The organism is Variovorax sp. GW821-FHT09D07, assembly GCF_059416345.1.
Window position 1 is genome coordinate 846,428 of sequence record NZ_JBWKOY010000001.1, and the last position, 25,467, is coordinate 871,894.

At 72.5% G+C, this 25,467-nt stretch carries 16 protein-coding genes; 6 read left to right on the forward strand and 10 right to left on the reverse strand.

The window, feature by feature from the left end; translation table 11 throughout:
* Window positions 1-10: 10 nt before the first annotated feature.
* From AC07OX_RS03935 to AC07OX_RS03970, 8 genes are all read right to left on the reverse strand, one after another.
* Complete coding sequence (locus tag AC07OX_RS03935; protein WP_495259935.1) at window positions 11-733, reverse strand: TonB C-terminal domain-containing protein; 723 nt, start codon at window positions 731-733, stop codon at window positions 11-13.
* A 107-nt stretch (window positions 734-840) separates the two neighbouring features.
* The gene (locus tag AC07OX_RS03940) at window positions 841-2,127 is read right to left on the reverse strand and encodes a trypsin-like peptidase domain-containing protein (RefSeq protein WP_095747650.1); all 1,287 of its coding nucleotides are present in this window, start codon (window positions 2,125-2,127) and stop codon (window positions 841-843) included.
* A 64-nt stretch (window positions 2,128-2,191) separates the two neighbouring features.
* Complete coding sequence (locus AC07OX_RS03945; RefSeq protein ID WP_495259936.1) at window positions 2,192-2,656, reverse strand: YbaB/EbfC family DNA-binding protein; 465 nt, start codon at window positions 2,654-2,656, stop codon at window positions 2,192-2,194.
* 33 nt (window positions 2,657-2,689) lie between these two features.
* The gene (locus tag AC07OX_RS03950; protein WP_495259937.1) at window positions 2,690-3,442 is read right to left on the reverse strand and encodes a S1 family peptidase; all 753 of its coding nucleotides are present in this window, start codon (window positions 3,440-3,442) and stop codon (window positions 2,690-2,692) included.
* A 90-nt stretch (window positions 3,443-3,532) separates the two neighbouring features.
* Window positions 3,533-16,051 (reverse strand): filamentous hemagglutinin family protein, encoded by a 12,519-nt coding sequence (locus AC07OX_RS03955; protein WP_495259938.1) that lies wholly within the window; start codon window positions 16,049-16,051, stop codon window positions 3,533-3,535.
* A gap of 140 nt (window positions 16,052-16,191) precedes the next feature.
* Window positions 16,192-17,202 carry a FecR family protein gene (locus tag AC07OX_RS03960; protein WP_495259939.1) on the reverse strand — a complete coding sequence of 337 codons (1,011 nt, stop codon included), beginning with the start codon at window positions 17,200-17,202 and terminating at the stop codon, window positions 16,192-16,194.
* Window positions 17,202-17,756, reverse strand: coding sequence for an RNA polymerase sigma factor (locus AC07OX_RS03965; protein ID WP_070061142.1), 555 nt, complete (start codon window positions 17,754-17,756; stop codon window positions 17,202-17,204). Before AC07OX_RS03965 ends, AC07OX_RS03960 begins: the two co-directional genes overlap by 1 nt.
* 7 nt (window positions 17,757-17,763) lie before the next feature.
* The gene (locus tag AC07OX_RS03970; RefSeq protein ID WP_495259940.1) at window positions 17,764-18,432 is read right to left on the reverse strand and encodes an STN domain-containing protein; all 669 of its coding nucleotides are present in this window, start codon (window positions 18,430-18,432) and stop codon (window positions 17,764-17,766) included.
* A gap of 192 nt (window positions 18,433-18,624) precedes the next feature.
* On the opposite strand from AC07OX_RS03970, the gene alkB reads away from it, so the two are divergent.
* The 6 genes from alkB (at window position 18,625) to AC07OX_RS04000 (ending at window position 24,150) form a co-directional block, all read left to right on the forward strand.
* Complete coding sequence (gene alkB, locus AC07OX_RS03975) at window positions 18,625-19,281, forward strand: DNA oxidative demethylase AlkB (RefSeq protein WP_495259941.1); 657 nt, start codon at window positions 18,625-18,627, stop codon at window positions 19,279-19,281.
* Window positions 19,282-19,288: 7 nt separating this feature from the next.
* Entirely contained in the window at window positions 19,289-21,106 is a 1,818-nt protein-coding gene (locus tag AC07OX_RS03980; RefSeq protein WP_495259942.1) for an ABC transporter ATP-binding protein, read from the forward strand.
* 165 nt (window positions 21,107-21,271) lie between these two features.
* Complete coding sequence (locus tag AC07OX_RS03985; RefSeq protein WP_495259943.1) at window positions 21,272-22,954, forward strand: alpha/beta fold hydrolase; 1,683 nt, start codon at window positions 21,272-21,274, stop codon at window positions 22,952-22,954.
* 30 nt (window positions 22,955-22,984) lie between these two features.
* Window positions 22,985-23,320, forward strand: a complete 336-nt coding sequence (locus AC07OX_RS03990; protein WP_062474197.1) for a YnfA family protein — start codon at window positions 22,985-22,987, stop codon at window positions 23,318-23,320.
* Window positions 23,321-23,334: 14 nt separating this feature from the next.
* Entirely contained in the window at window positions 23,335-23,712 is a 378-nt protein-coding gene (locus tag AC07OX_RS03995; RefSeq protein ID WP_495260402.1) for a YkvA family protein, read from the forward strand.
* A 42-nt stretch (window positions 23,713-23,754) separates the two neighbouring features.
* Window positions 23,755-24,150, forward strand: a complete 396-nt coding sequence (locus tag AC07OX_RS04000) for a VOC family protein (RefSeq protein ID WP_307585192.1) — start codon at window positions 23,755-23,757, stop codon at window positions 24,148-24,150.
* Window positions 24,151-24,154: 4 nt separating this feature from the next.
* On the opposite strand, the gene AC07OX_RS04005 is transcribed toward AC07OX_RS04000, so the two are convergent.
* Both AC07OX_RS04005 and AC07OX_RS04010 read right to left on the reverse strand, forming a co-directional pair.
* Entirely contained in the window at window positions 24,155-24,811 is a 657-nt protein-coding gene (locus AC07OX_RS04005) for a DUF2894 domain-containing protein (RefSeq protein WP_495259944.1), read from the reverse strand.
* Entirely contained in the window at window positions 24,804-25,466 is a 663-nt protein-coding gene (locus AC07OX_RS04010) for an OmpA family protein (protein ID WP_139706701.1), read from the reverse strand. Before AC07OX_RS04010 ends, AC07OX_RS04005 begins: the two co-directional genes overlap by 8 nt.
* Between the last annotated feature and the right edge of the window lies 1 nt (window position 25,467).

Genomic DNA, 25,467 nt, shown 5'->3' on the forward strand with positions numbered 1-25,467 from the left:
GGCGGTGGCGTCAGTGGCGCACCGGGCACTCGAGCCCGGGCGTCTGCGAGCGCGGCAGGATCAGCATCGTGAGCGGCTGCGCCATGTCCGGCGGCGGCGCGCGATCGATGCGCAACTGCCGCAGCGTATCGAGGATGGCCTCGTCGCGCACGCGCTCGCCGCTGGTGTGCAGCAGGAAGGCATGGGCGATGCGGCCGGTGCCGTCGATCACGAAGCGCATCGCCGCGCGGTAGCCGCCCGGTGCCGCGCGCGGGTGGGCGCACAGGGCTTCCCAGACGCGGGTCTGGACCAGCCCGTCGTAGCCGCGGTGAACGGTCGCAGGCGCGACCTGCACCGCATCAGCCGGACGTGCCGGCGCGGGCACAGCCGGCGCGAGCCGGAGCACGAAGGCGGTCGCGCCCCCCACGCCGGCGTCGTCGGCGACCAGGCCCGTGCCCGCGAGCAGCACATCGAGGGCGGCCTGCGCATCGAACAGGCCGTGCACGGGCGCGGCGTGACGTCCGGCCACGCGTTCGGCATCGAAGAACACGGGCAGCCCGGTCGCGCGGCCGTACTGCTCCAGCGCGGCGGCCAGCGGCTGGGCCGCGATGTCGAAGGCGATGCGCGCAGCCTGCGGCCGAGGCGGCGCCGCGTCGGACTGCGCGCGAGCGCTCATCCACGGCCCGGTCATGCAGGCGACCAGCGCGATGCCGACCAGGGAGACGAGAGGAAAGGAAGGAGGTGCATGCCGCATGAGTTCGATACGCCCGGCGAAAGCCACGGCCCGGGGGGCATGTCGAAGCGGATGCTAGGTTCGCTGCATGACGTTCGGATGACTTGGCCGGTCAGCGCGAGGCCTTCTCAGCACTTCGGCGACCCGGCCTGCGCGCAGATCGGCACGAAGATCCGCGCCCCCGCGCGCTGCACCAGCAACGCCGCCGTGCCGTCTGCCCCCTCCAGCGCCTGGGCCAGGGCTTCGGCGCTGTCGATCGGCTGGCCGTTGAGCGCCAGGATGACGTCGCCCGGCTGCACGCCCGCGCGCGACGCCGCCACGTTCACGCGCTGCACCAGCAGCCCGCCCTCCACGCGCAGGAACTGCCGCTCGGCCGGCGCCAGCGGGCGCACCGCGAAGCCCAGGCGCGAAGGCACCGAGGCCGCTGCCGCCGCGTCACCCTGCAGGCGCGGCGTGTCGTAGCCCTCCACCTTCACCTCGACCACGTGCTCGGCGCGGTCGCGCCACACCATGAGGCGTGCGCGCTGCCCCGGCACCTGCTCGGCAATGAAGCCCAGCGCGTCGGCCGCCTGCACCACCTCGCGGCCCTGCACCGACAGGATCACGTCGCCGGTCTTCAGCCCGCCCCGCGCAGCCGCGCCGCGCGGCTCCACGTCGGTCACCAGCGCGCCGGCCGGGCGCGGCAGGCGGAAGGTGTCGGCCAGCGCCTGCCCCACCTCCTGCACGGACACGCCGATGCGCCCGCGCGTGACGGTGCCGGTGGCCAGCAGCTGGTCCTTGATGCGCATGGCGGCGTCGATGGGAATGGCGAACGACAGCCCCTGGTAGCCGCCGCTGCGGCTGTAGATGCGCGAGTTGATGCCGATCACCTCGCCGCGCAGGTTGAACAGCGGCCCGCCCGAATTGCCGGGGTTGATCGGCACGTCGGTCTGCAAAAACTGCATCGACTCGGCGCCCGGCAGCAGCCGCCCCTTGGCGCTGACGATGCCGGCCGTCACCGAGTTGCCGAAGCCGTAGGGCGAGCCGATGGCCGCCACGCCGTCGCCGGGCTCCACGTCCGCTGGGTCGCCGATGCGCACGGTGGGCAGGCCGGTCGCGTCGATCTTCAGCAAGGCCACGTCGGCCAGTGCGTCCAGACCGATGAGCCGCGCCCGGAACTCGCGCCGATCGGGCAGCTTCACGCGGATCTGCGTGCCGTGCGCGACGACGTGCGCGTTGGTGAGGATGAGCCCGTCGGCGCTCACGAGGAAGCCGCTGCCCAGGCTGCTTTCATCGGCCTCGGCCGGCGGTGCGCGCAGCAGCCAGCGGTCGCTGAAGCGGCGCGCCGGCACCGACGGCCGCTCCACGCCGATGTGGACCACGGCCGGCCCGAAGGCCTTCACCAGTGCCGCGAGCCCCGGCACGGGCCAGGGCATGGCGGCGTGCAGCGGTACTGCAGCCGCAAGGCCCAGCAGCGCCACGCAAAGGCGGCGCGATCGGTCAGGTGCGCGCGACAAAGCTGAGCGTGAGTTGCAGCACCATCGGCTGGCGCATGTCGCGCGGCGGCGGTTCGGCCAGCGGCTGCGCAGTGAGCAGCGCGCGCAGGTCGGTGTCGGCCTGCGCATCGCCCAGCGAATCGAAGGCCACGCGCTCGACCTTGCCGCTGCCCGCGACCCACACGCGCACCACCACCGGCGCGGGCGGCACGGGCTGGCCTTCCTTCAGCATGCGTTCCTGCATCCACGTGTGCAGCCGCACCACGGTGTCGCTGGCCGGGTCGCTGAGCGACGACTGCAGCTGGTTGCTGGCGAGGTTGGCGTAGCTGATCCAGTGCTGCGGCACCTGCGGCTGGGCCTGCGCCGATGCGGCCAGGGGCGCGGCGGCGGCGGACAGCCCGAGGCCGAGCCCGCCGAGCGCCAGGCGCAGGCGGCGCCAGCCGCGGATCTTGCCGAAAGAAAAGGTCATGGGAGTTCCAATGAAAAAGTCGAAGAAGGACGCTCAGCCGCACAGCACGCCGACCGACAGGGTCGAGGCCCGCGCGGCGGGCGACTGCTGGGGGCCGAGCTGCGGTTCGCGGCTGTGCGCGTACGCGATGCCGTGGGCGTCCAGGAAGTCGCGCAGGCGCGCCGCCGGCACCGCACGCACCCGCGTCACGCCGCCCGCCACGCCCGCGGCCGAGGCCGCGCGGCTGAGCACCATGCCCGACGCATGCGGCGCGGCGGCGACACGCTCGACCACCACGCCGAGCAGCAGGCCGTCGGCGCCCAACACCGCGCTGCCGCTGGCGCCGGGCTGCACGCCCGACAGCAGCTGCAGGCCTTCCACGCCGGGCACGGTCATGGCGTTGCTGAGCAACGCCGCGCGGTCGGGCATGCGCTGCAGCACCGCGTAGGCCTCGGTGAACACGCCCACGCTGCCCGGAGCCGGCGTGCGTGCGTCCGCCGCGAGCGTGGCGTGCAGGTACGGCGTGAGGGTGGTGCGCAGCACCGCGACGTCGAGCTCGGCGCTCTCGGCGATCACCCGGGCCTGCGCCACCTGCGCGTCCTTGAGGGCGAACAGCGAACGACAGTCCGACACCGCATGGCGCGCGGTCAGCACGTCGCCGGCGGCGTTGAGGAACACGCCGCTGGCGTTGGCCTCGGGCGGCGCGCCATGCGCCGCGCCGGCCAGGGCGGTGAACGCCAGGGCGAACAGGAACGACGCCCGCGGGAACGGGCGGGGGCCGGCAGAAGACAGCAGCAGAGGGGGCATCGGACAGTCACGAAAACTCTGAGACAAAGACGGAACTGCGCGCCCCGGAATGTCGTTTGTCACAAAAATTTCATCTGCCGCCCTGCCCCGTCACTGCCCCAGCAGACGCCGCTCCTGCGCCGTGAGCTTCGTCTTCTGCGCATCGCCCAGCGGCCCGCGCCCCAGCACCTGCACCGGGCTGTGCGCGTCGTAGCCCACCGGGCGCGCCGTGGCGCGGCCCGCATCGGCCGGCGCGGCGGCGCCGTCGGCGGCCTCGTTGCCGAAGCCCAGCACGCGCACCGAGAACACCGACGGCAGCGCCTGGCGCGCCGCCGCGCGTTCGCGCTGCATCGCCTCCTGCGCCGCGCCCACGGCCTGCGAGGCCGCCGCGCTGGCGTTGGTGAGCGCGCCCACGTTCACCGAGGCCACCACCGGCAGGCCGGCCGACTCGCCCTTGACCTGGATGTTGGCCGCGTTCACCACCTGCAGGGCCGCGAGGTTCACGTTGCCCGACACGCGGATGCCCGCCTCGCCCGCGTCGATGGTGCCCAGCGGCGCGATCAGGTCCATGTCGCCCGCCGGCACTTCGGCGATGGGCGCCAAGGTGGCCAGGCCGGCGCCCGAGCTGGGCACCTGCGACGACAGCTTCACGTTGCCGATGTTGTCGTACACGCGCTTGGGCGGCGTGTAGACCAGCGTGGTCTTGGAACCCCGGCCCGCGTTGATGTCGCCCTGCTCCGACCAGGCCAGCACGTCGCCGCCGAAGGTGGTCATCACGCGCGACAGGCCCAGCAGCAGGCTGCCTTCGCTGAACAGCTGGATGTGGCCCATGCCCTGCGTGATGACGCCCGCGCTGCCCGGCGGCACCGCGCCCTGCACGCCCACCACGATCTGCCCGCCCGGCGCCATCATCTGGATGTCGCCGCCGAAGTCGGTGTGCACGCCCGAGGGGCCGTACAGGATGATGTCGCCGGTGCGCACGATCTCCTGGCCCGCCGCGTCGAGGTCCGGGAACAGCGTGGCGATCATGCCGCGCCCGCGCAGGTAGCTGCCGTAGCGCGGGCCGTCCACGTCGTTGTACTCGCGCCCGCCCGCACGCAGCTCGGCGAAGTACACGCCGCGCAGGAACACGCGCTGCTGCTCGGGCGCCAGCGCCTTGAAGTACGCGAGCGCGCTGCCCGGGTCCTTCACGTCGGCGCTGGTGGCGACGAAGCCGTAGCGTTCCTTGAGCCATGCGGCCAGCTCGGCGTCGTAGGTCTTCACCACGCGGCCCGGCTGGCTCGCCAGCGACTGGCCGGGGCCCGACTCGGCGCGCTTCGCGGGGTCGAGGTAGCGGTCGGCGATGGCCGAGAAGTCGGGACCACCCACGCCCATCGGGCCCATGCCGGCCATCATCGCGATGCTCGCGCCGGGGCGCGTGTCGCCCTCGGCCAGCGCGCCGCGGCTCACCACGCTGGCGCGGTCGTCCTGCGTGATGTGGCGACCGGCCGACACCTCCAGCGTGCCGGGGCCCGCCACCTGCAGGTTCGCGTACAGGATGTCGCGCCCGGCCTGCACCAGCGACACGTCGCGCGGGTCGTTGTTCACGATCAGCGCCTCGGTGCCGACGATGTCGCGCCCGGCGCGGATGCGTGCCGGCGCGGCCGAGCGGTACCAGGTCTCGGGCGCGGGTTCGCCGCTGGCCTGCACCTTGCGCGCCGTGCCACTGGCCAGGCCCAGGATGTCGCCGCGCACGGCGTAGAACAGCGAGGGCGGCGCATCGGCCGGGTGCAGCGCGCGGGCGCCCAGCGTGTCCGGTCCGAAGGCGAACAGAGGGTGGTTGTCGACCACCCCGTAGTTCGGCACGCCGGGCGATCCGACCATCGAGCCCTCCGGGCTGGTGTTGTAGACCACCGGCTGCTGGCGCGAGTTGTAGCCCACGAAGGCGGGTGCCCAGGGCGTGGGCAGCGGCGTGACCGCGCCCGACATCCCCACCGGATAGCCGCCGCCGAACAGCGAATTGCCCGCCAGGAACTCGAGCGCGCCCGAGGGCGACGGCGCGAGCACCAGCGCACGGCCGGGCGCCTCCTTGGCCGGCGTGGCCGAGAAGCCGAAGTACAGGCTGCCCGAGGCCGCCGTCGCGCGCAGGATCGACGGGTAGACCGTGACGTTGTCGCTCATGTTGATGCTGCCCAGGTACCGGCCGGCGGCCTCCCGGTTCGCCAGGTCGGTGCCGGGCGTGAGGTTGCCGCCCGCGCTGAACAGGTTGATCGCGGTGCGGTCGGTCCACAGCGTGAACCAGCCCTGGCCGATGCCGTACTCGGTGCCGCCCAGCCTGAACGCCGAGCTGTTCGGCACGCGCGCGCGGCCCGCGTCGGCCACGCTGGTGAGCACCAGGTCGCCCGGCGTGTCCAGGTACATCGCCGAATCGCCCGGCACGAGCACGATGCCGGCATTGCCGACACCGATGGTCGGGGTGAAGGGGTCGATGGGGCGCGTGTCCTTCACATCGCCCTCCTGGCCCGGCAGCGAGAACGCGTACTTGCGGTAGCGCACCTCAACGCCACCGATGGCGGAGGCCGACACGGTGGCCGCGCCGCGCAGGTTGACCAGGGCGCCGTTGAGGTCCTGGTACTGCGTATTGGTGCCAGAGCTGCCGTACTGCGCCGCGGCCAGGTTCGGATTGACCACGCCGCCGATGCGCAGCTGCAGGTCGCCGCCGCCGGTGAGCGTCAGTTGCCCGTTCGCATCGACGCGGCCCGTGCTGCCGACCGCCGCCACGATGGCTTCGCTGCGCTGCCAGACCTGGCCGTTGCCCAGCCGCGTGGTGAGGCCCGCGTCGCCGCCCGCGCGCAGCGTGAGATTGCCGCCGCCCAGCGTGCCCATGCCGGTGAAGCCCACCAGGAAGGGCTCGGGGCTGCTGTCGGTGCTGACCTGCGCACCGGCCGGCAGCGCGTAGGTGCCGAAGTTGATCCACCACGACGTCGCGATGCGGTCGCTGCCGGGCAGGGCCGTGCCCGAGCCCTGGCGCCACAGCCAGCTGCCCACCGCGGCGCTCGGCGCCTGTCCGCGCTCGCCCCCGAAATGACCCCAGACGTCGCCGACGACGTTGCCGCCCACCGTGATGTCGAGGTTGCCGCCCTGCTCGGGGTACCAGGCCTGGTAGGCCGCGAGCGCGGCGCTGTAGTCCGCCGTCTGCGGGCCGATCACCGAGCCGCCGACGGCCTTGCCGCGTGCGAGGTTGAAGGGGTCGATCCCGTTGGCGTCGAGCAGCGGCGCCGAGCGCGTGCCGGCCGTGTAGACGCCGAACGGCGACTCCATGACGAAGTTGCCGGCCGCCGCCAGGCCCAGGTCGCCGGTGCCGGTGCGCAGCACGCTGAACATCGGCGACAGCGGCGTGTACTTGGTGACGTCCTTGACGGGGTTGATGACCGTCGTGCAGATGCCCGGCCCCCACTCGCAGATCGTGACGTATTCGGGCAGCACCGGCGTGCCCTCGACGAAGCTCGGGTCCCAGTCGTCGCCGTTGGGGCCCCAGAAGTAGGAAAGGCGCGCCGGGTCGACCACGCAGGTGCCCTCACCGCCCCAGTCGCAGTAGCCCGCCTCGAAATCCAGCGGGTCCATCGGCGTTCCCTCGTCGTGGCCCCACATGGGCCCGTTCGGCCCCCACAGGAAGCCGCTGCCACCCGGCGTGAGCTTGACGTTGTACATCGCGTGGCTGTCGGCCAGGATGAGCGCGCCGTGCTTGGCCGGGTCGACCGCGCGGCGGTCGGCCGAGTCCAGGTCGGCGCCGGCCGTGAGCTGCAGGCTCCAGCTCGTCGCACCCTGCCCCAGCATCGGCGCCACCGCCCAGTTGCGGCCCTGCACGCCGTCGACTTCGGGCCGCAGGTTGACGGCCGCGTCGTTCGGCAGCTGCACATCGGTCAGCGACGGAATCACCGCGCCGCGCGCCAGCGCGATGGTGCCGTCGGCCTTCATCGCGACCGGCAGGCGCACGCCCTTGGGCCACACCATCGCCTGCACGCTGGCCTCGGCGCGCAGCGCGGTGCCGGCGCCCAGCTTCATGCCGCTGTCCAGCACCATGGCCTCGCCCAACACCGTGCCGGCCTTCAGGCGCACGCTGCCGTCGGCGTTGTAGACGTTGGCGCGCAGCACCGTGCCGGCGGGCAGCGTGTAGGCCGCGCCCAGCGTCACGGTCACGGGCAGCACCGTGCCGGCCGGCAGCACCATGGCTTCGGCGGGCACGTCGTAGTTGAGCAGCGCGTCCTTCGGGAACACGGTGCCCTTGTCGAGCACCACGCCGTCGATCGGCACGACGATGTCGCCGCCGTCGGGCGTGAACGGCGTGCCGAACTTCGTGCGCTGCTCGGTGAGGTACCAGCCCTTGTCGTCGGGCGTGGCCGGCGGCGGCGCGAAGCCGTCGTTGATGCTGCCGTACACGTTGAGGTTGCCGCCCGCGCGGATCACCAGCACGCCAGGCTCGCCGAAGCCGCGGCGCGCCGGGTCGTTGCGGTTCGCACCGGGGCCGTAGCGGTAGCCCGAGAGGTCGATGTCGCCGACCACGCTGAGGTCGCCCTCGCCGGTGCTGCTGACGATCTCCACGCCGGGGCGCAGGTGGTAGCTGCCCAGGCCCGCCAGGCGCGCCGACAGCGAGGTGTTGGCCAGCGCCTTGTCGATGAAGGCGCTGCTGTGGCCGTCGATCTCGTCGAGGTACTTCTGCGTGATGAGCTGCGGCACGTGGCCCGTGACGTCGGGCGCGCTCGCCAGCGGTGCGTCGCTGTAGGTGCGGAAGGCGTTGACCGCGCTGCTCTTCGCGCCCTGGATCGCGGGCGTGCCGGCGACGTTCACCGCCACGTCGTTGTCGCCGCGCCGCGGCGCGTTCAGCGCGAGCGTGCCGCGCGATGCGCCGTCGTTGCCTTGCGCCGCGCTCACGGCCGTGCCCGCGCGCAGGTCGATGGCCGCGCCGCCGCCCAGCGTCAGCGTGCCGTGCGTGCTCGTCAGGTCGACGATGGCGCGGTTCGGGCTGTCGATGATCTTGCCGTAGCTGTCCACGCGCAGGCCGGTGGCATGCGCGTCGAGCGTGCCGTTCACCGTGAGGTCGCCCTTGGCGGCGAGGCGGATCGCGCCCACCTGGAAGCCGCTGGCGTCGATGCGGCCGTTCACCGTGAGGCTGCCGCCGTCGAGCGTGACCTCGACCACGCGCGCCTTCACTTCGTCGCCGATGGCGAGGTCGCCCTGCTTGATCTGGAAGCGCCGCGCGCCGGTCACGCCGCCTTCGTTGAGGCGCGTGTTCAGGCCCGCGAAGTCGGCCACGGTCTGGCCGCGCAGGCTGATCTCGGCCGCGTCGTAGGGCACGATGGTGCCGCCCGCGTCGTACGTGCCGCTCGCGGTGCCGAGGATGCGCCCGCCCAGGTCGATGCGCCCCGCGCCGGCGCCCAGCGCCGTCGCCTGCAGCGTGCCGCCGCGGTTGTGCGTGGCCGACAGGTCGATCACCGAACCCGCCGCCTGCGCGATGTTGCCGGCCGTGCTCGTCACCTCCAGGTCGCCGCCGCGGCTGTAGCGCGTCTGCTCGAAGAACTTCACGGCGCGGCCCGCGAGGTCGATGCGCGAATTGGCACCCAGCGTCACGTCGCCACTGGCCGTGAGCTGCAGCTTGCCCGAGGGCAGGCCCACCGTGCCGTCGATGGTGATGTTGCGGCCCGTGAGCGCCAGCTGCGCGCCCAGCGCAGCATCGCCGGCCGGCTGCGCGCCCGCCGGAGCGCTCACCACGATGTCGCCGCCCGCCGTGATGCGGTTGTTCGAGCCGGCCTCGCCGGTGAGCAGCGGGGTGCGCAGGTTCAACTGGCCGCCCGTGAAGTCGTAGCCCTTGCCCGTCACGTACGCGCCCTGCTGGTGGTACACGCCCAGCGTGCCCTTGCCGTTGGCGGTGATGCGCTCGCTCGCGTTCAGGTTGACCGTGCCGAAGCCCAGTGCGAGCCGGTCCGCCGAGTAGCCCGCGTCGGGTTGCGTGTGGGGCGCGTGGCCCAGCACGATGCGCGCGGCCGACACGTCGAGCGTGCCGTGGCCCAGCAGGCTGCCGATGGCGCCGCCCGGTGCGTTCCCACCGGGAAAGACCTCGTCGTTGCCGGGCGGGCGCGGCGTGAGGCCGGTCCAGATGAATTCGCCGGTCGTGATCTTCGCGGTGTCACCCGCGCCGCCGTAGCCGTAGATGGCGGGCGTGCCCAGCACCAGCCGTTCGATCGACGACACGCCGGTGGCGGGGTCGAGCGTGTCCAGCGACACCGCGCCGTAGATGTTCACCGACTCGCGCGCGTTCAGCACCAGCGTCTCGACCGCGGGCACGCCTTCGCCCTTGTTGCCGGCCAGCAGGTTCGCCAGGATGACCTGGTTCATCGACAGGCCCGACGGCAGCTGGCCGTTGGCCGCCGCCTGCTGCAGCGCCGCGTCGCTGCCCAGGTTGACCGAGGACACGGCCAGCAGCAGGTTCTTCGCGCCGTAGCGCACGTTGTCGGCCATCGTGAACGAGCGGTTGGTGGCCACGGCCAGCGTGCCCTCGCCGTACAGCGTGGTGTGGCCGGTGCAGGCGCCGCTGGGGCACGCGCCGATCTGGACCATGGCGGGTATCCCCCCGGCGACGGGCGGCAGCAGGTTGATCCAGCCATTCGACAGGCCCAGCACCCCGCCCAATCCCGCCGAGAACACCACGCCGTCGGTGGAGTCGTAGGCCGGCGCACCGGCGCCCAGCGTGTTCAGCGACGCGCCCTGCTCCACCTGGATGCCGTCGCCGTAGCCGCCGGCCACGAGGAAGATTTCCGCGCCGCGCAAGGTCGCGCCGCTGCGCACGACGACATGGCCGGTGTTCGACTTGAAGGTCGCGTAGTTGTCGGCATACGGCAGATCGATCTGGCCGCCCAGGATCATCCGTGGCGCGCCGAAGGCGTTGAGCTGGTCGGCCTGCAGCGACGCGCCCGTGAACCCGGCCGTGCGCTGCGCACCCGGTGCCGTCACCTCGATGGCGATGCCCTTCGCCGACAGCGTGCCGCCGAAGCCCGCGCTGCCGGCCGCCGGGTTGAACAGCGCCGTGCCGTCGAACTGCAGCATCGACACGCCGTCCTTCGGCTTGGAATAGAAGTAGTCCAGCAGCAGGTTGCGGGCATCGGCCGCGATCTCGCCGCGCACGCCGCCGCGGCGTGCCGCATCGGCCACCACGAAGGCGTCGTAGCCCATCTCGTTGTAGCTGGCGTGCTGCTTCACCAGCGCCGCCGGCGTGACGACCAGCTGGCTGGCCAGCGACGACTTCACCGCCGTGTTCGCCACGCCCAGATAGCCGCTCGCCACGTACGAGCCGTAGCCGGCCGGCAGCGGCGTCGCGGGCAGCACGCTTTGCGCCCCCACTTCCACGCGGAAGGCACCGGGCAGCAGCGCGTAGGTCGAAGGCAGCAGCGTGTAGGTGCCGGCCTTGAGCCCGCCCACGTCATGATCGAGCGTGACCTGCCGGCCGATGGCCGGCTCGCCGGCGCCCGCGTCGGGCGACACCGGCGCGTAGCCGCCCTGGAAGCCCGGCACGATGGCGTACACGCCGTTGCCCGCCTTGCTGAAGGTGTTGGCCGGGTTGGCGTTGGCCAGCGGCGTGCGCAGCACGTCCACCGAACCGCCGCGACCGCTCACGAAGCCCGCGCCCGTGAGCTCGCCGCCGCCCGACAGGTCGAGCAGCGCGCCCCGGTGCCCGACCACGCTGTCGCCCGTGAGCAGGACGCCGCTGCTGCCGATGGCGCGCTTGTCGATGGGCGCCCCCGCCACGCTGTAGCCGATGCCGTCGGTCGTGCCGCCGTAGGGCATGAGCAGGCCGGCGCCGCTGACCGAGGTGATGCTGCCCGGCAGCAGGTCGACCACGGTGGCGCGCGCCTCGAAGGTGCTGCGCCCGTCCTGTCCCACGATCAGGTTGCCCAGCGGCGCGCGCACGATGCCGCCCTGGCGCACCGTGCCGCCGCCGAGCGCCAGCGTGCCGAACGCCGACTGCGGCATGGCCACGTCGCCCTCGACCTGGCGGCGGATGTCGAGCACGCGGCCCTCGTCGTAGCCCGCGCGGATCTGCGCGTTGGCGCCGGTGGCGGGATAGATCTGCGCGGCGGTGAGCGTGAGGTCGCCCAGCGTCGCCAGCTCGGTCGTGGTCGCGCCCAGCAGGCCGAGCGTGGGCGTGCCGCCCAGCAGGCGCAGGTCGCCGCGGCTGGTCATGCTCACGGTGTCGAAGCCGCGGCGGTCCACCACCTGCGCGGGGCCGGCCTTCATGGCGATCTCGCCGTGCGCGCCGAAGCCCACGCGGTCGCGGATGTCGATCAGGTCGGCCTCGGCCGTGAAGGTGGCCTCGCTCGCGCGGGTCGATGCGCCGTGGCGCCAGGTGGTGGTGTAGATCACCTCGTTGTCCTGCTTGGGCGCACCGGTCACGCCGGCCAGCCGCAGGTAGGACGAGGCGAGCCGCACGCTCGAATCGGTGGCCGCGCTGTCGGCCAGCGCGAAGCTGCCGGCGTACAGGCGCAAGCTCTGCGCGGTCGTGAGGTCGACGTGGCCGTCGAAGCTCAGCAGGCCGTTGACCAGCAGCGACAGGTTGCCGAAGCCGCCGTCCCGCACCTGGTCCGCGCTCAGGCGCCCCTTGCCGTAGGCCAGCGCCGCATCGGCATGGCCCGGCTTGAGGGTGGCCGGCAATCCGCTGGGCTGCTGCACCTGCGAGATCACCAGCTCGCGCGCCTGCCGCACGGCGTCGTCGACGGTGTAGATCTTCGAGAACACCGGCGCCTCGAGCGCCACCGCGAGCGTGCCGCCCGCCGCATTCGCGCCGCCCGCGTGGGCGCGCAGCGTGCCATCGAGGTACAGGCTGTGCGCCGACTTGAGCACGATGCTGCCGCCGTCGCTGGCCACGTCGAGTTCGCGCCACAGGCCGCCGGCCGCCGGCACGTCGATGCGCGCATGGCTGCCGGAGGCATCGAGCAGCGCACCGGGGCGGATGACGATCGCGAGGTCGGGTGCGTTGGCCGCGCCCTTCGCTTCCCAGTCGAGCCCGCCGCCGATGGAGATGGTGCCGCCGTTGCGCACGCTGCCGTAGCGGCGGCCGTCGTCGTCGACACCGGTCTGCGCGCGCGCCGCCACGTCGAGCACCGCGCCCTCGCCGATCCACACCGAGCGGTTGTGCGGCTGCAGCGAAGTGCTCAGCGGCGAGTTGAAAGCCGGCGCCTCGATGTCGATGGCGATGCGCCCGCCCCAGGCGTTGAGCCGGCCATCGACCACGAAGCTGCTCAGGCCGCCGCCGAGCAGCTGGATCGAGCGGCCCGGATCGACCGTCACCACCGCCCCCGCGCCGATGGCGATGTTGCCGCCTTCGGTGATGCGGCGCTGCGAACGCAGCACGAGGTCGGCGCCCTGGCGCTGCACGGCCTGGCGGTTCACCGTGTCCTGCTGCAGCAGCGGCGGCGTCCACAGTTGCAATGCGATGCCGCCTTCATGGTCGGCACCGGCCCCGGGCGCGATGCGGTAGACCGGCATGAGCACGTCGAGCTGCGCGCCCGGCGCGACCGTGAGGCCCGCATGGCCGTTGAGGTCGTAGGTGGAAAAGCCCGACTGCAGGCGCGACGCGTCGAGCACGAGCTGCGTCGCATCCGACAGCGCCGGGTCGGGACCGATGAGCAGCGCGTGACCCGTTTCGATCTTCAGCGTGCCGCCGCCGTTCACGCCATGGCCACGGATCTCGCCGCCCAGCGACAGGCGCCCCTTCGCGTCGGTGGGCGACGCGGCCGAGTCGGCCACCAGCGTCACGTTGCCGCCCTTGCCGCCCTTGCCGCCCTTCTGCTTGCCCTTGGCCAGCAGCGCCGCGCCCGACGACACGTCAATCAGGCTGCCCTGCCCGATCGTCACGCCGTGCGTCGATTCGAGGCGCACCGTGCCGCCGTCGATGACCGCGAGCGTGGCCGAGTCTTCAGGCGCCGTGCCGATGTCGACGCGGCGTCCACGCAGATCGAGCGTGACGCCGTCGCGCACGGTGAGCGACGAATCGGCGTCCTTCGCCAGCACGCGCGGCTGGGCGCCCGCCACCGGCGACGTGAAGACATTGCCGGCTTCCAGCGCGCCGCCGCGCACCGTGACGTCGGCGCCGATGTCGATGAACGCGCCGAGCAGGGCCATGCGTCCGCCGTCGGCCAGCGTGAGCGCCTTCTCGACGTTGATGCTGCCGCGCGTGCCGATGTCGAGCACCGACAGGCGCTGCGCATTCAGGTGCGCCGCGTCGAGCCACAGCGTGCCGATGCGCTCGTCGGCCAGTGCGTCGGCCGCGGCCATCTGCTGCGTGACCGGTGCCACGTCGCCGAAGCGCACGTCGGTGTCGAACAGGTCGATGCGGCCCAGCGCGCCGTAGCGCCCCACCGCCAGCACGCCGCCGCGCGCCACCGCCGTCTGCGACTGGCGGTAGCCGTCGTCCAGCGCGGCGTCGCGTGCGCGTGTCTGCTGCGCGCCGTTGAACACCTCGGCCACGATGTCGCCTTCGAGCACCGCCGTGGGCGCGCTCACCACCAGCCGGCCGGCGTCGCGCCCGACCGTGTAGCCGTTCTCCAGCTTGCGCTGCGGCCCGATCAGCGGGTTGTAGAAATAGTCGGTGTTCGCCTTGCCCCAGCGCACGTGCTCGGCCTCGAAGCCCTTGTAGACGCCGTCGTACAGCAGGTCCGACGGCGCGCTGTTCAGGTTGTACAGCCGACCGTCGCTGCCCTTGAGCCAGGTCTGGTAGATCTTGCCGGTCTGCACGTTGAGCGAACCGCCCGACAGGTTGACCTTCGAGCCCGCCTGCGTGACCACCTCGCTGCCGCCCAGCACCACCGTGCCGCCCTGCGCGGCCCATTCGCCGATGCCGTGGCCCTGGTTGCCCAGGTAGCCGCCGACCTCCAGCAGGCCGCCCGCCGCGTACCAGCGCTCGCCCTCGTAGCCGCCCACGCCCGGCGCCACGCGCACGAGCTTGCGCCGGTCGATCCACACGTCGTTGTTGAAGAGCTTGCCGCTTTCGCGGTTGCGCGGGGCGTCGCGCATCTCGTTGCCCTGCACGTTGACCTTGACGTTGTTGGATTCCATCGTCACGTTCACGCCCACCGCGCCCGACACATCGAGGCGCGCCTTGTCGGCCACGAAGCTGCGGCGCGTGGCGCTGGCCGCGATCTGCCCGCCGGTGGCCAACGTGAGCGACTCGCCCTCGAAACGGATGTCGCCGCCCGAGACGATCTCGATGCGCGACTGGTCGCGCCGGTCCGACAGCCGCGAGAGGTTGTCGAAGAGCGCGGGCGGCACGAGCGCGCGCGCGGCGTCCTGCGCGGCCGACTCCTTGATGAGCGCGTCGCGCTGGCTGTCGAGCGCGCTGGCCTTGCCGTCGTCCTCGATCAGCACGGCCGTGACCGCGCCCTGGCCGACGGCGACGTTGCCGCGCGTGTCGGCGGCCGAGTTCAGCAGGTGCACCGTGCCGCGCACGGCGATGGTGGAGGTGGCCAGCGCCACGCCGTCCTGCCGCACGTCGCGGCCGGCCAGCGTGATGTCGCCTTCGCGCGCCACGATGAGGCCAGTGTTGCGCACTGTGCCCGCCGTGCTGTCGGCCGCGAACTGCGGCGCGATCTCGTTGCCGCGCGTGGTCGAGAAGGCATTGGCCTCGGTGCCCATGCCCTTGCGGATCACGAAGCTGTCGCCCGCCGCGAGCTGCGCCTGGCCCTTGCGCGCGGCGATCTCGCCGGCGTTGGCCACTTCCTTGCCCAGCAGCAGCACGTAGCCGCCGCCCTGCGTGACGGAGGCGGGCTCCTTGGTGGTCAGTCGTGCGCCGGCCTGCACCTCGACCTTGCCCTGGTCTTCCTTGCGCGTGGTGAAGCTCGGCGCGGTGTCGTTCGAGTAGATGCCGCGCGCCTTGAACTGGTCGTCGCCGATGTGGGCGGCAGCGGCCACGAGGTTGCGCGTGTCGGTCTGGCTGGTGCCGCTGAACACGATGCCGTTGCGGTTGGCGATGAGCACCGTGCCGTCGGCCTTGATCTGGCCCTGGATCTGCGAGGGCCGCGCCTTCGGGTCGTTCACGCGGTTGAGCACGGCCCAGTCGGCCTGCTGCTTGAAATCGACCGTGGTGTTGCGCCCGACGTTGAAGGTCTCCCAGTTCAGGATGGCCTTGTCGCCGGTCTGCTCCACGGTGACGACGGTGCGGCCGTCGACCTGCTTCTGCGAATCGCGGTTCAGCGCACGGGCGTTGAGCCAGCCGGCGCTGAGCGAGTTGGTGTCGACCTTCAGGCCGCCCTCGGCCAGGCCGTCGGGCACCGAGGGCTCGTTCAGCGCGGCGGCGCGTGCGGCGGCCTGCGCGGCCTGCTGCGCGGCAATCGCCTGCGCCGCGAGGCCCAGGTTGCCGAGCGACTGGCGCAGCTGCTCGTTGGCCTTCTGCTGCTGCGCCAGCGGGTTCGTCAGCATCGAGGCCGGCGTGCCGTTGGGCAGGTAGCCCGTGACCACGGCGGTGCCCTGCGCCACGTTCTTCTGCGCCATCCACGCGGCGCTGAAGGCGCGCTGCGCCTGTGCATTGCCCGCCAGGCCCGCCATGGCCAGCGCGAGGGCGGCAGCGTGTGCGACCGGCGCGCGGCGGAATGTCTTGTTGCTCATGTCATACCCCAGAGAAAAACCGTTCTGGAGAAGAGACCGGGCTCACCGGATGCGACCGACACGCGTGCTGCAAAAGTTCGGGAGAATTTGCGAACGAAGACGACGCACTGCTTTTTTCACAGCCGCGTCACACAGCGCGGCTATCCGAGCAGCACGATGCCGGCGGGCAGCGACGTGAGCTTCGCGCCGTAGCTCACGGCGATCAGCGTCTCGACATGCGGCAGCTCGTCCAGCCGCAGCCGCGCCTGCACCTTGCGGCGGCCGAGTTCGGCGCGCGTGACGATGAGGCGCCCCGGCCGGTAGCGGTTGATCTCGTCGACCACGGCCGCCAGCGGCGTGTCGTCGAACACCAGTACGCGCTCGCGCCAGGCGGTCACTGCCGCGAGGTCGGGCGCGCGCGCCACCTCGGCCTCGCGCCGGCCGCCGTAGCGGATCTGCTGCGCCTCGCCCGCCACCAGCACGCGCTCGCCGTCGCGCAGCTCGACCGAGCCCGCGAAGCAGGTCACGCACACCTCGCCGCCGGTGGCGCGCACGTTGAAGCGGCTGGCCGACGCGGCCACGAGGCGCGCGCCGCCCACCGTCATGGTGAAGGGCGCGCGACGCGCCGCGTCGAGCTGCACCTGTGCCTCGCCGCCGAGCATGTCGAGCACGGGCGGCTCGCCCTCGGCGCCGCGCGCGAAGTTGAGGCTGGTCTGCGTGTTCATCTCGACCACCGCCGCCGCATCGGCCAGCACCACGCGGCGTTGCTCGCCGGTGCCGGTGCGGTAGTCGGCCGTCATGTCGGACAGCGCAGGCCACAGGCCGGCGGGCGGGCGCACCACCACGAAGGCGGCGGCACCGGCCGCGAGCGCGGCGCCGAGGAACTGGCGGCGGCCGAACATCGGCGGGCGCGACGCGGCGATGGCCGCGCGCGGCGGTGTGTCCACCGCGGGCATGCGCCGTGCCACCGCTTCAGCAGCGGGCCGGGTCAGGTCCCACAGCCGCGTCACCTCGGCCATGGCCTGCGCATGCTGCGGGCTGCGGGCGCACCAGCGACGGAAATCCTGCGCGTCGCCGGTGGTGGCGCGCCCGGAGGTCAGGCGCACGAGCCAGTCGTGCGCCTGCGTTTCCAGCGCGGCGCGTTCGCGATCGGTCGGGGTGGGGGCGGCCATCATGTCTTCTCAGACTGTTTTCCGGCACCGGGACCGAACCTTTGAATCACGTCGCGGCCCAAACGGCCGGCGCAATGCACCAGCGCAGCCTTCACTTCGCGCTCGACGATGCGCACCGACACGCCGTAGCGCCGCGCGAGGTCGGCATGCGGCGTCTCGTCCACGCGCGAGGCGATGAAGATGTCGCGGCGGCGGCGCGGCAGTTCCTCGAGCGCGCGCTCCAGCGCCTGCACCTCGCTGCGTGCCTCCGAGACGCGGGCCGGGTCGTGGCTGTCGTCCGAGAAATGCAGCAGCTCCTCGACCTCCACGAAGTCGAGCAGGCGCCCGTGGGAGATGCGCCGGTCTTCCGCCACGTTCGACGCGATGCGCAGCAGGTAGGCCATGGGGCTTTGCACCGGGCCGGGGTCGCTCATGCGCTGCACGCGCAGCCAGGTCTCGTGCAGCACGTCGTCGGCCTGCTCTTCCGAGCCCAGGCGGCGGCGCAGCCGGTTGCGGAAGTCGATGTAGCGGCTGGTCAGCAAGCTGCGCAGAAAGCCGGGGGTGTCCTGTTCCACGGCGTGCTCAGGGAGAAACCGCTGCGTCGCAGACGTCGGGGCGGTCGCCGGTGCGCGGCAGCAGCAGCACCGTGAGCGGCTGGTCGGCCTCGCCTTCGGGCGGGCGCTCGAGCACCAGCGTGTTCATCGCGGCTTCGAGCGCGGCGTCGCGCTGCGCCAAACCGGTGGAACTGAGCAGCCGCGTGCGCCGCACATGGCCGCCGGGCCCGACCCACAGCTGCACGAGCGCGCGGTAGGTGCCGGGGCGCGCATGCGGCCAGCGGCACAGCGTGCGCTCCAGCGCCTGCTGCACCACACGCGCGTCGCGCGGGGACATGGCGGGGACGGCGGGCGCGGCCGGTGCCGTCGCGGCCACGGGCGGCGGCGCCTCGGCCTCGACCAGCGTGAAGGTGCGCGCATCGGTATGGCGAGCGGCCAGCCGTGTGCCGGCCAACAGGCGCTGCAGCGCCTCGCGCGGGGTGAACAGGCCGTGCAACGCGGCGGATTCGAGGCCGGCGGTGAGCTGCCCGTCGAAGAACACGGACTGCCCCGTTGCCTGCGCGTAGACCTGCACGGCGGTGGCCAGCGGCTGGGCCGGCAGGTCGAAGACGATGCGCCCCGCCGCATCGGGCGAAGGCGCGGGTTCGCCGGCATGCGACACGGCCGCGAGGGACAGAATTCCGAGGATCAGGGTCAAGACACACACCCACCGTGACCGAGCAACGCGAGACATGCCGGGTCCTGTGACGAAGGAGGAATCGCAGGCGCCGGGCCGGTGCCGCGTACTGCTTTGGTGCTCGGAATGCTAGTGACGCTTTGTGACAGCTTGAATGCATTGCAGGCGCCGCCCGCAGTCCGAAGCGCCCTCGTCGCTGGCGACAATGCCTCCATGACGCTCGACCTCTTCGACGCTCCGCCGCGCGCCGCGCGCGAGCCGATCGGCCCGGCCGCCTTCGTGCTGCCGGGCTTTGCACTGCCGCGCGCCGAGGCGCTGCTCGACGCCATCGACGGCGTGGCGGCGCGCGCACCGTTTCGCCACCTGGTCACGCCGGGCGGCTTCACCATGTCGGTCGCGCTCACCAACTGCGGCGCGCTCGGCTGGACCAGCGACCGGCGCGGCTACCGCTACAGCGCGGTCGACCCCGACAGCGGCGTGCCCTGGCCCGCGATGCCCGAGGCCTTTGCACTGCTCGCGCGCGACGCGGCGGCGCTGGCGGGCTTCGACGGCTTTGCGCCCGACGCCTGCCTGGTCAACCGCTACCAGCCGGGCAGCCGGCTCTCGCTGCACCAGGACCGCGACGAGCGCGACCACGGCGCGCCGATCGTGTCGGTGTCGCTGGGCATGCCGGCGGTGTTCCAGTTCGGCGGGCTCGCGCGCGCCGACAAGACCACCCGCATTCCGCTGGTGCACGGCGACGTGGTGGTGTGGGGCGGCGTGGACCGGCTGCGCTTTCATGGCGTGCTGCCGCTCAAGGACGCCTCGCATCCGCTGCAGGCACGGCTCGGCGCGCAGCGCATCAACCTCACCTTCCGCAAGGCAGGCTGATGCGCGCATGACGAGTTCGACGACCCCCACCACCGAATCCCCCGGCCGCGCCATCCGCGCGCTCTACGCCGCGCTGTGGCACTTCGCGGCCGGTGCGCGTGCGCAGCTGCTGGCCGCCACCGCGCTGCTCGCGAGCTCGCAACTGATCCGCCTCACGCTGCCCTACCTCGCCGGCCAGGCGATCAACGCGCTGCAGCGCGGCGACCTGCCCGCGGCGGGCCGCTGGATCGCCACGCTCGCGGGGGTGTACGTCGGCGCGTGGGCGCTGCACGGACCGGGCCGCATCCTCGAGCGCAACGTGGGCCTGAAGGTGCGCGAGACGCTGGCCGACCAGCTCTATGCGCGCATCGCCGCCGCACCGCTCGCCTGGCACGACAGCCACCACTCGGGAGAGCTGCAGCACCGCGTGCACCAGGCCAGCCGCGCGCTCGCCGACTTCGCACAGAACCAGTTCATCTGGCTCACCAACGCCGTGAACTTCGTCGGGCCGCTGGTGGCGCTGGCGCTGCTGTCGCGCACCAGCGGCGTGACGGCGCTCGCGGGCTATGTGCTGATCGGCGTGGTGATCGTGCGCATCGACCGCGCGCTCATGAAGCTCGCACGCGCCGAGAACGACGCCGACCGGCGCTACGTGGCCGCGCTGCTCGACTTCCTGGGCAACGCCTCCACGGTGATCGGCCTGCGGCTGCAGGGCGCGTCGCGCCTGTTGCTGCGCCGTCGCATGGCGGCCGTGTCGCAGCCGCTGAAGCGCACCGTGGTGCTCAACGAGGGCAAGTGGTTCGCGGTCGACCTGATGGGGCTGGCGCTGACCTGGGGCCTGGTGGTGATCTATGTGTGGCAGGCGCGCGCGCCGGGCCAGGCCGTGATGCTGGGCGCGGTGTTCATGATCTACCAGTACGCGCAGCAGGCGGCGGGCGTGGTCACCTCGGTGGCGGCCAACTTCAGTTTCTTTGCGCGCATGCACACCGACTACAGCAGCGCCGAGCCGATCTGGCACGCGCCGACGAGCCCCACGCTCGAGGCCCCGCCCGAAGCAGTGCCGGCGCACGAGCGCATCGACGCGCAGGCGCCGTGGACGCAGCTGCAGGTCGCGCAGCTGCAATGGCGCTATGCCCCGCGCGGCGCCGTCGCCAACGACCCGGCCGCGCCCACGCGCAGCGGCCTGCACGACGTGGCGCTCACGCTGCGCCGGGGCCAGCGCGTGGCGCTCGTGGGCCCCAGCGGCGGCGGCAAGAGCACGCTGCTGCGCGTGCTGGCCGGCCTGTATGCACCGCACGGCGGCACACTCTCGCTCGACGGCGAGCGAACCGACTGGGCTCGGCTGCGCCAGCTCGCCACGCTGATCCCGCAGGAGACCGAGCTGTTCGAAGCCAGCGTGCGCGAGAACCTGGCCTTCGGTCGTCCCTGCGACGACGAGCGCCTGCGCGCCGCGCTGCACACCAGCACCTTCGACGAGGTGCTGCAGGCCACGCACGGCGACCTCGACAGCGCGATCTCGGAACGTGGGTTCAACCTGTCGGGCGGCCAGCGCCAGCGGCTGTGCCTGGCGCGCGGTGTGCTCGCGGCCGAAGGCAGCTCGCTGCTGCTGCTCGACGAGCCGACCAGCGCGCTCGACGCCGCCACCGAGGCGCGCGTGCTGGGGCGCATTGCAGCGGCGTTTCCGCAGGCCTGCGTGATCGCCTCGGTGCACCGGCTGAGCCTGCTCGAGCGCTTCGACACGGTGATCCTCATGGAAGCCGGCCATGTGCGCGACCACGGCCCGCGCGACGAGGTGATGGCGCGCCAGCCCATGCTTCGGGAGGCCGTGTCCGGTCACAAGCAGTAGGAACCCTCCTGCGCCAGAACGCGGCGTTCACACCCGCCGCGCTGGCATGCCTTCTGCAACAGTATCGGCATCCATTTGTTCACGCTTGGTCCTGCGCGGTCCCTTTTTGCGCCTCGGCTGCGTTCCAATCACATGGTTCTTCATTCCGCGAGCGTTTCCCGCCCCATGCGTTCTTCCCGCGCCACCCTTCCGCTCGCCCTGCTCGGTGCCCTGCTGGGCCTGTCCGCCTGCACCACCGGCACCACGGCCGAACAGCGCCAGGCCGCCGCCAGCAAGCCGCCGCCCACCGACTGCATGGCCTGGGTCGGCGCCGACCGCAACGCGCGGGTGGGTGGCTACCTGCTGCCGCAGGCCGGCACCGCGGTGAACGCCGGCGGCCCGCGCGTGTGCGTGCCGGTGCTCATGAGCGCCTACCCCGTGCCCACCGGCTACGCGGGCGGCGACTACCACGTGGGCGCGTTCACCGACGACCAGCTCAAGGCGCGCTGGCGCACCTGCAAGGCCGAGCCGGCCTGCTTCGAGCGCGTGAACGCACAGATGCAGCGCTGGCTGCCGCCCAACAAGGCGCGCGCCACGCGCGTGACGGGCGCGGTCGATCCGGCCGGGCGCATCGATGCCGACAGTCCGACCGTCGACCTGAAACAGATCCGCCGCCCCGCCTTCTTCGCGAAGGCGCCCTACCGCGAAGGCATTGCCGAGGCCGACGCGCGCACCCACATCGTCGAGTTCACCGTGCCGCGCGACACCTTCGAGCGGCTCGACCTGAAGCTCACCGACCCGATCAAGCTGCGCGGCTGGTACCTCGAAGGTGCGGGCGTGGACGACGGACGCGGCCGCAGGGTGCGCGCCCTCGCCGTCATGGCGGCGGGCGGCGGCGGGCAGCTCACGGCCCTCCAGCACCCGGACGAAGTGGCCTACCGCATCGAGGGCGCCAGCGGCAAGGCCGTGCCGGTGTCGTTCCCCAACGGCACCACCGAGGCCATGGGGCAGCGCTGGTGGCGCGAGAACCTGCATGCGCTGAACCAGGCCGGCTTCGACGTGCTGGCCTACGACCGGCGCGGCGAAGGCCTGTCGGGCGGCGTGAGCGACACCAACACGCTGGAGCAAGGCGAGGACGTGTTCCGCGTGCTCGCCCAGCTCGAGCACGGCCAGGGCCTGCGGGTGCTCACGCCCACGGGCCAGCTGCTCGAAGGCAATGCCGCGCGCGGCCGGCTGCTGGCGGGCCAGAAGGCCAGCGAAATTCCGCTGGTGCTGGGCGGCTACTCGCGCGGCTCGATGTCGACCGCCTGGGCCCTCACGCGCAACTACGTGGCCGCCTGCAGCTTCGACATGCCCGTGCCCAACTGCACGCCGGCGCGCGGCTGGCGCAACATCCGCGGGGCGATCCTGCTGTCGTCGTTCGCCAGCGGCGCGGGCTACCTGCCCGACGCGCCCGACCTGGCCGACCGCAACCTGTTTTTGGGCGGCATGGCGGCGGACCACCACATCCTTTTCTATCCGAACTCCGCCACGCTCGCGGGCATGGACCGCTGGCCCGCCGCCTTCTTCGGCAAGGGCCTGTGGGACCGTGCCGAATCGCTCGAAGGCACCGTGGCCGCCTACAACCGCATCCGCGGCGTGAAGGAGATCGTGCTGTCGCGCGGCCCGCACGCCATCGAGACCTGGCCCGAGTCCGAGCGCCGCTACCTGCGCGAGCGCATGGTGGCCTACGCGAAGGTGGTGATCGTCGGCGGGCGCACGGTGCCGGGCGCGCGGCCGTGGAAGGACTTCAAGTCGCTGGTCGCCACCACGCCCGATGTGTGGGAGCCTTCGTCACGGCCTGGCACAGGCCCCGGACGACAGCCCTGAGATCGACAGGCCACCGCCACAATGGCGGGCATGGACCTGCTCAAGACCCTCGGCCTCTTCATCGCGACCGCGCTCGCGGAAATCGTCGGCTGCTACCTGCCCTACCTGTGGCTCAAGCAAGGCCAGTCGGCCTGGCTGCTGCTGCCGGCGGCGCTGAGCCTGGCGCTCTTCGCGTGGCTGCTCTCGCTGCACCCGACCGCCGCGGGCCGCGTGTATGCGGCCTACGGCGGGGTCTACATCGGCGTGGCCATCCTGTGGCTCTGGGCGGTGGACAAGGTGACGCCCTCGGCCAGTGACTGGGTCGGCGTGGCCGTGTGCTTCGTCGGCATGGGCATCATCATGTTCGGGCCGCGCAGCGCGGCCTGAGGCGCGTGGCCACGATGAACCTGCGCGACTGGGCGCGCCGCATCAAACGCGACGCCGTCACCCTCTGGTTCGCCTGCCGCGACCCGGCCACGCCGTGGCTGCCGAAGGCGCTGTGCTGGTTCACCGTGGCCTATGCGCTGAGCCCCATCGACCTGATTCCCGACTTCATTCCCGTGCTCGGCTACCTCGACGACGTGCTGCTGCTGCCGGCGCTGATCTGGCTTGCGGTGCGCCTGCTGCCGCCCGAGGTCATCGTGCGCAGCCGCGTGCGGGCCGAGGAATGGATGACGCGCACGGGCAGCAAGCCGAAGAGCAAGGCCGGCATGGCCCTGGTCATCGGCATCTGGGTGCTGGTGGCGGCCGGGCTGGCCTGGTGGCTCTGGCCGCGCTGACGACAATCCGCTGGAAGTTCATCCTCTTCACAAGGAGCCGACGTGTTCTCTCATGTCTTCTTCAGCGTCTCCGATTTCGACCGCGCGCTGGCCTTCTACGACGCGGTGATGGACGGCCTCGGCCTGGAGCGCCGCTTCTGCGAGCCGGAGAAGCCCTGGGCGGGCTGGCACAGCGCGGGGCGCGCACGGCCCTTCTTCGTGATCTGCCAACCCCACGACGGCCGGCCGCACGACGCGGGCAACGGCCAGATGGCGGCGTTCACCGCCGGCACGCGGGCGATGGTCGATGCGGTGCACCGCATCGCGCTCGCGCACGGCGGCAGCTGCGAAGGCCCGCCGGGGCTGCGCACGCACTACCACCCGGACTACTACGGCGCGTACTTCCGCGACCCGGACGGCAACAAGCTGTGCGTCGTGTGCCACGACGCGGCCGGCTGAGCTTCTAGCTCACGCGGCTGCGCGAACTCTTGCGCGGGCTCTCGGTGCGCGCCACGCGCGCGGCCTCGGCGGCGGCGTTCACCTGCTCGATCCACAGCAGCGCATCGACGTGCGCCATGAAGCGCTGCAGGTACTGCGGCGACAGGTCGCGCATCAGCGTGAGCGCGCGCTGCACGAGGTGGTGCGTGTTGAGCGGGCCGGCGTTCTTCGGCACCTTGGCGAGCGACTGCGTCACGCGCTGGTCGGCGGCGAGCTTGGACCAGGTGCCGCGGAAATAGCTCAGCGTCTTGAGCTCGGGTGCCGTGGACAGGCTGGGCACGGTGTCGCCGTCGGTCGCCTCCGCGTCGGGCGGCGGCGGCAGCGGCGCGAGCTGGGCGATGTGGTTCATCAGCTCGGCGAGCGCGGTGTGCAGCGGCGCCTCGGCCGGCGCTTCGGCCTCGGGTTCGACCTTCTCCAGATCGGCGCGGTAGGTTGCCATGAGGCTGGCCAGCCGCGCATCGAGCAGGCGCCGTGCCTCGCCCTCGTGCGCCGCCGCGCGCTGCGCCATCGCCGCGATGAAGCGGAAGCGCACCGGGTCGAAGCGGTCGTCGCCGCGCGCGCGCCAGGCGTCGAGCGCCGCGATCGCGTCGACCTGATCGTCCGGTGCGGTGTCGTTACTCACGGGACTTCGCAGCGTCGGGTGCGTTCTTGGGTCGGGGCGTCGGCGCCATCTCCACGCGCCGGTTCTTCGCGCGGCCTTCGGCGTCGCTGTTCGAGGCGACGGCCTGCTCGGCGCCGAAGGCGGCGGCGAACACCGACGACGAGGGCACGCCCTCTTCGATCAGCGCGCGCGTCACGGTGAGCGCGCGCTGGGCCGACAGCTCCCAGTTGTCGGCGAACAGGCGCGCGCCGTCGCGCATCTGCCGGTCGTCGGTGAAGCCGCTCACCATCAGGATCTCGTCGCGCGCCTTCAGGTAGGCGCCCAGCGGGCCGGCCAGGCTTTTCAGCAGTTGCCGGCCGCCGGGTTGCAGGTCGGCGGAGTTGAAGGCGAACAGCACGCTGCCGCTGATGCCGATGCGGCCGTTGTTGAGCGTCACGCGGCCCGCGGCGAGCGGCCCAGCCAGCGCCTGTTCGAGCGCCTCGCGGCGCTGCGATTCGGCGCGGCGTTGCTGCACCTCGGTTTCAAGGCGGCTCGCCAGGTCCAGCTGCATGCCGAGCACGCACACCAGGATCAGCACGAACGCGCCCAGCATGCCCGCCATCAGGTCGCCGAACACCGCCCACACGGGGACGGTCGGCTCCAGGCCGGCGTCGAGGTCGATCTCGTCGCGCACCATC

Excerpts from the sequence above, each read along its gene's own strand:
- AC07OX_RS03980 (WP_495259942.1), top strand. The coding sequence starts at position 19,289 with ATGACGAGTTCGACGACCCCCACCACCGAATCCCCCGGCCGCGCCATC.
- AC07OX_RS03935 (WP_495259935.1), bottom strand. The coding sequence starts at position 733 with ATGCGGCATGCACCTCCTTCCTTTCCTCTCGTCTCCCTGGTCGGCATC.
- AC07OX_RS03960 (WP_495259939.1), bottom strand. The coding sequence starts at position 17,202 with ATGGCCGCCCCCACCCCGACCGATCGCGAACGCGCCGCGCTGGAAACG.
- AC07OX_RS03945 (WP_495259936.1), bottom strand. The coding sequence starts at position 2,656 with ATGACCTTTTCTTTCGGCAAGATCCGCGGCTGGCGCCGCCTGCGCCTG.
- AC07OX_RS03990 (WP_062474197.1), top strand. The coding sequence starts at position 22,985 with ATGGACCTGCTCAAGACCCTCGGCCTCTTCATCGCGACCGCGCTCGCG.
- AC07OX_RS03995 (WP_495260402.1), top strand. The coding sequence starts at position 23,335 with ATGAACCTGCGCGACTGGGCGCGCCGCATCAAACGCGACGCCGTCACC.
- AC07OX_RS03985 (WP_495259943.1), top strand. The coding sequence starts at position 21,272 with ATGCGTTCTTCCCGCGCCACCCTTCCGCTCGCCCTGCTCGGTGCCCTG.
- AC07OX_RS04010 (WP_139706701.1), bottom strand. The coding sequence starts at position 25,466 with ATGGTGCGCGACGAGATCGACCTCGACGCCGGCCTGGAGCCGACCGTC.
- AC07OX_RS03950 (WP_495259937.1), bottom strand. The coding sequence starts at position 3,442 with ATGCCCCCTCTGCTGCTGTCTTCTGCCGGCCCCCGCCCGTTCCCGCGG.
- alkB (WP_495259941.1), top strand. The coding sequence starts at position 18,625 with ATGACGCTCGACCTCTTCGACGCTCCGCCGCGCGCCGCGCGCGAGCCG.
- AC07OX_RS03955 (WP_495259938.1), bottom strand. The coding sequence starts at position 16,051 with ATGAGCAACAAGACATTCCGCCGCGCGCCGGTCGCACACGCTGCCGCC.
- AC07OX_RS03940 (WP_095747650.1), bottom strand. The coding sequence starts at position 2,127 with ATGCCCTGGCCCGTGCCGGGGCTCGCGGCACTGGTGAAGGCCTTCGGG.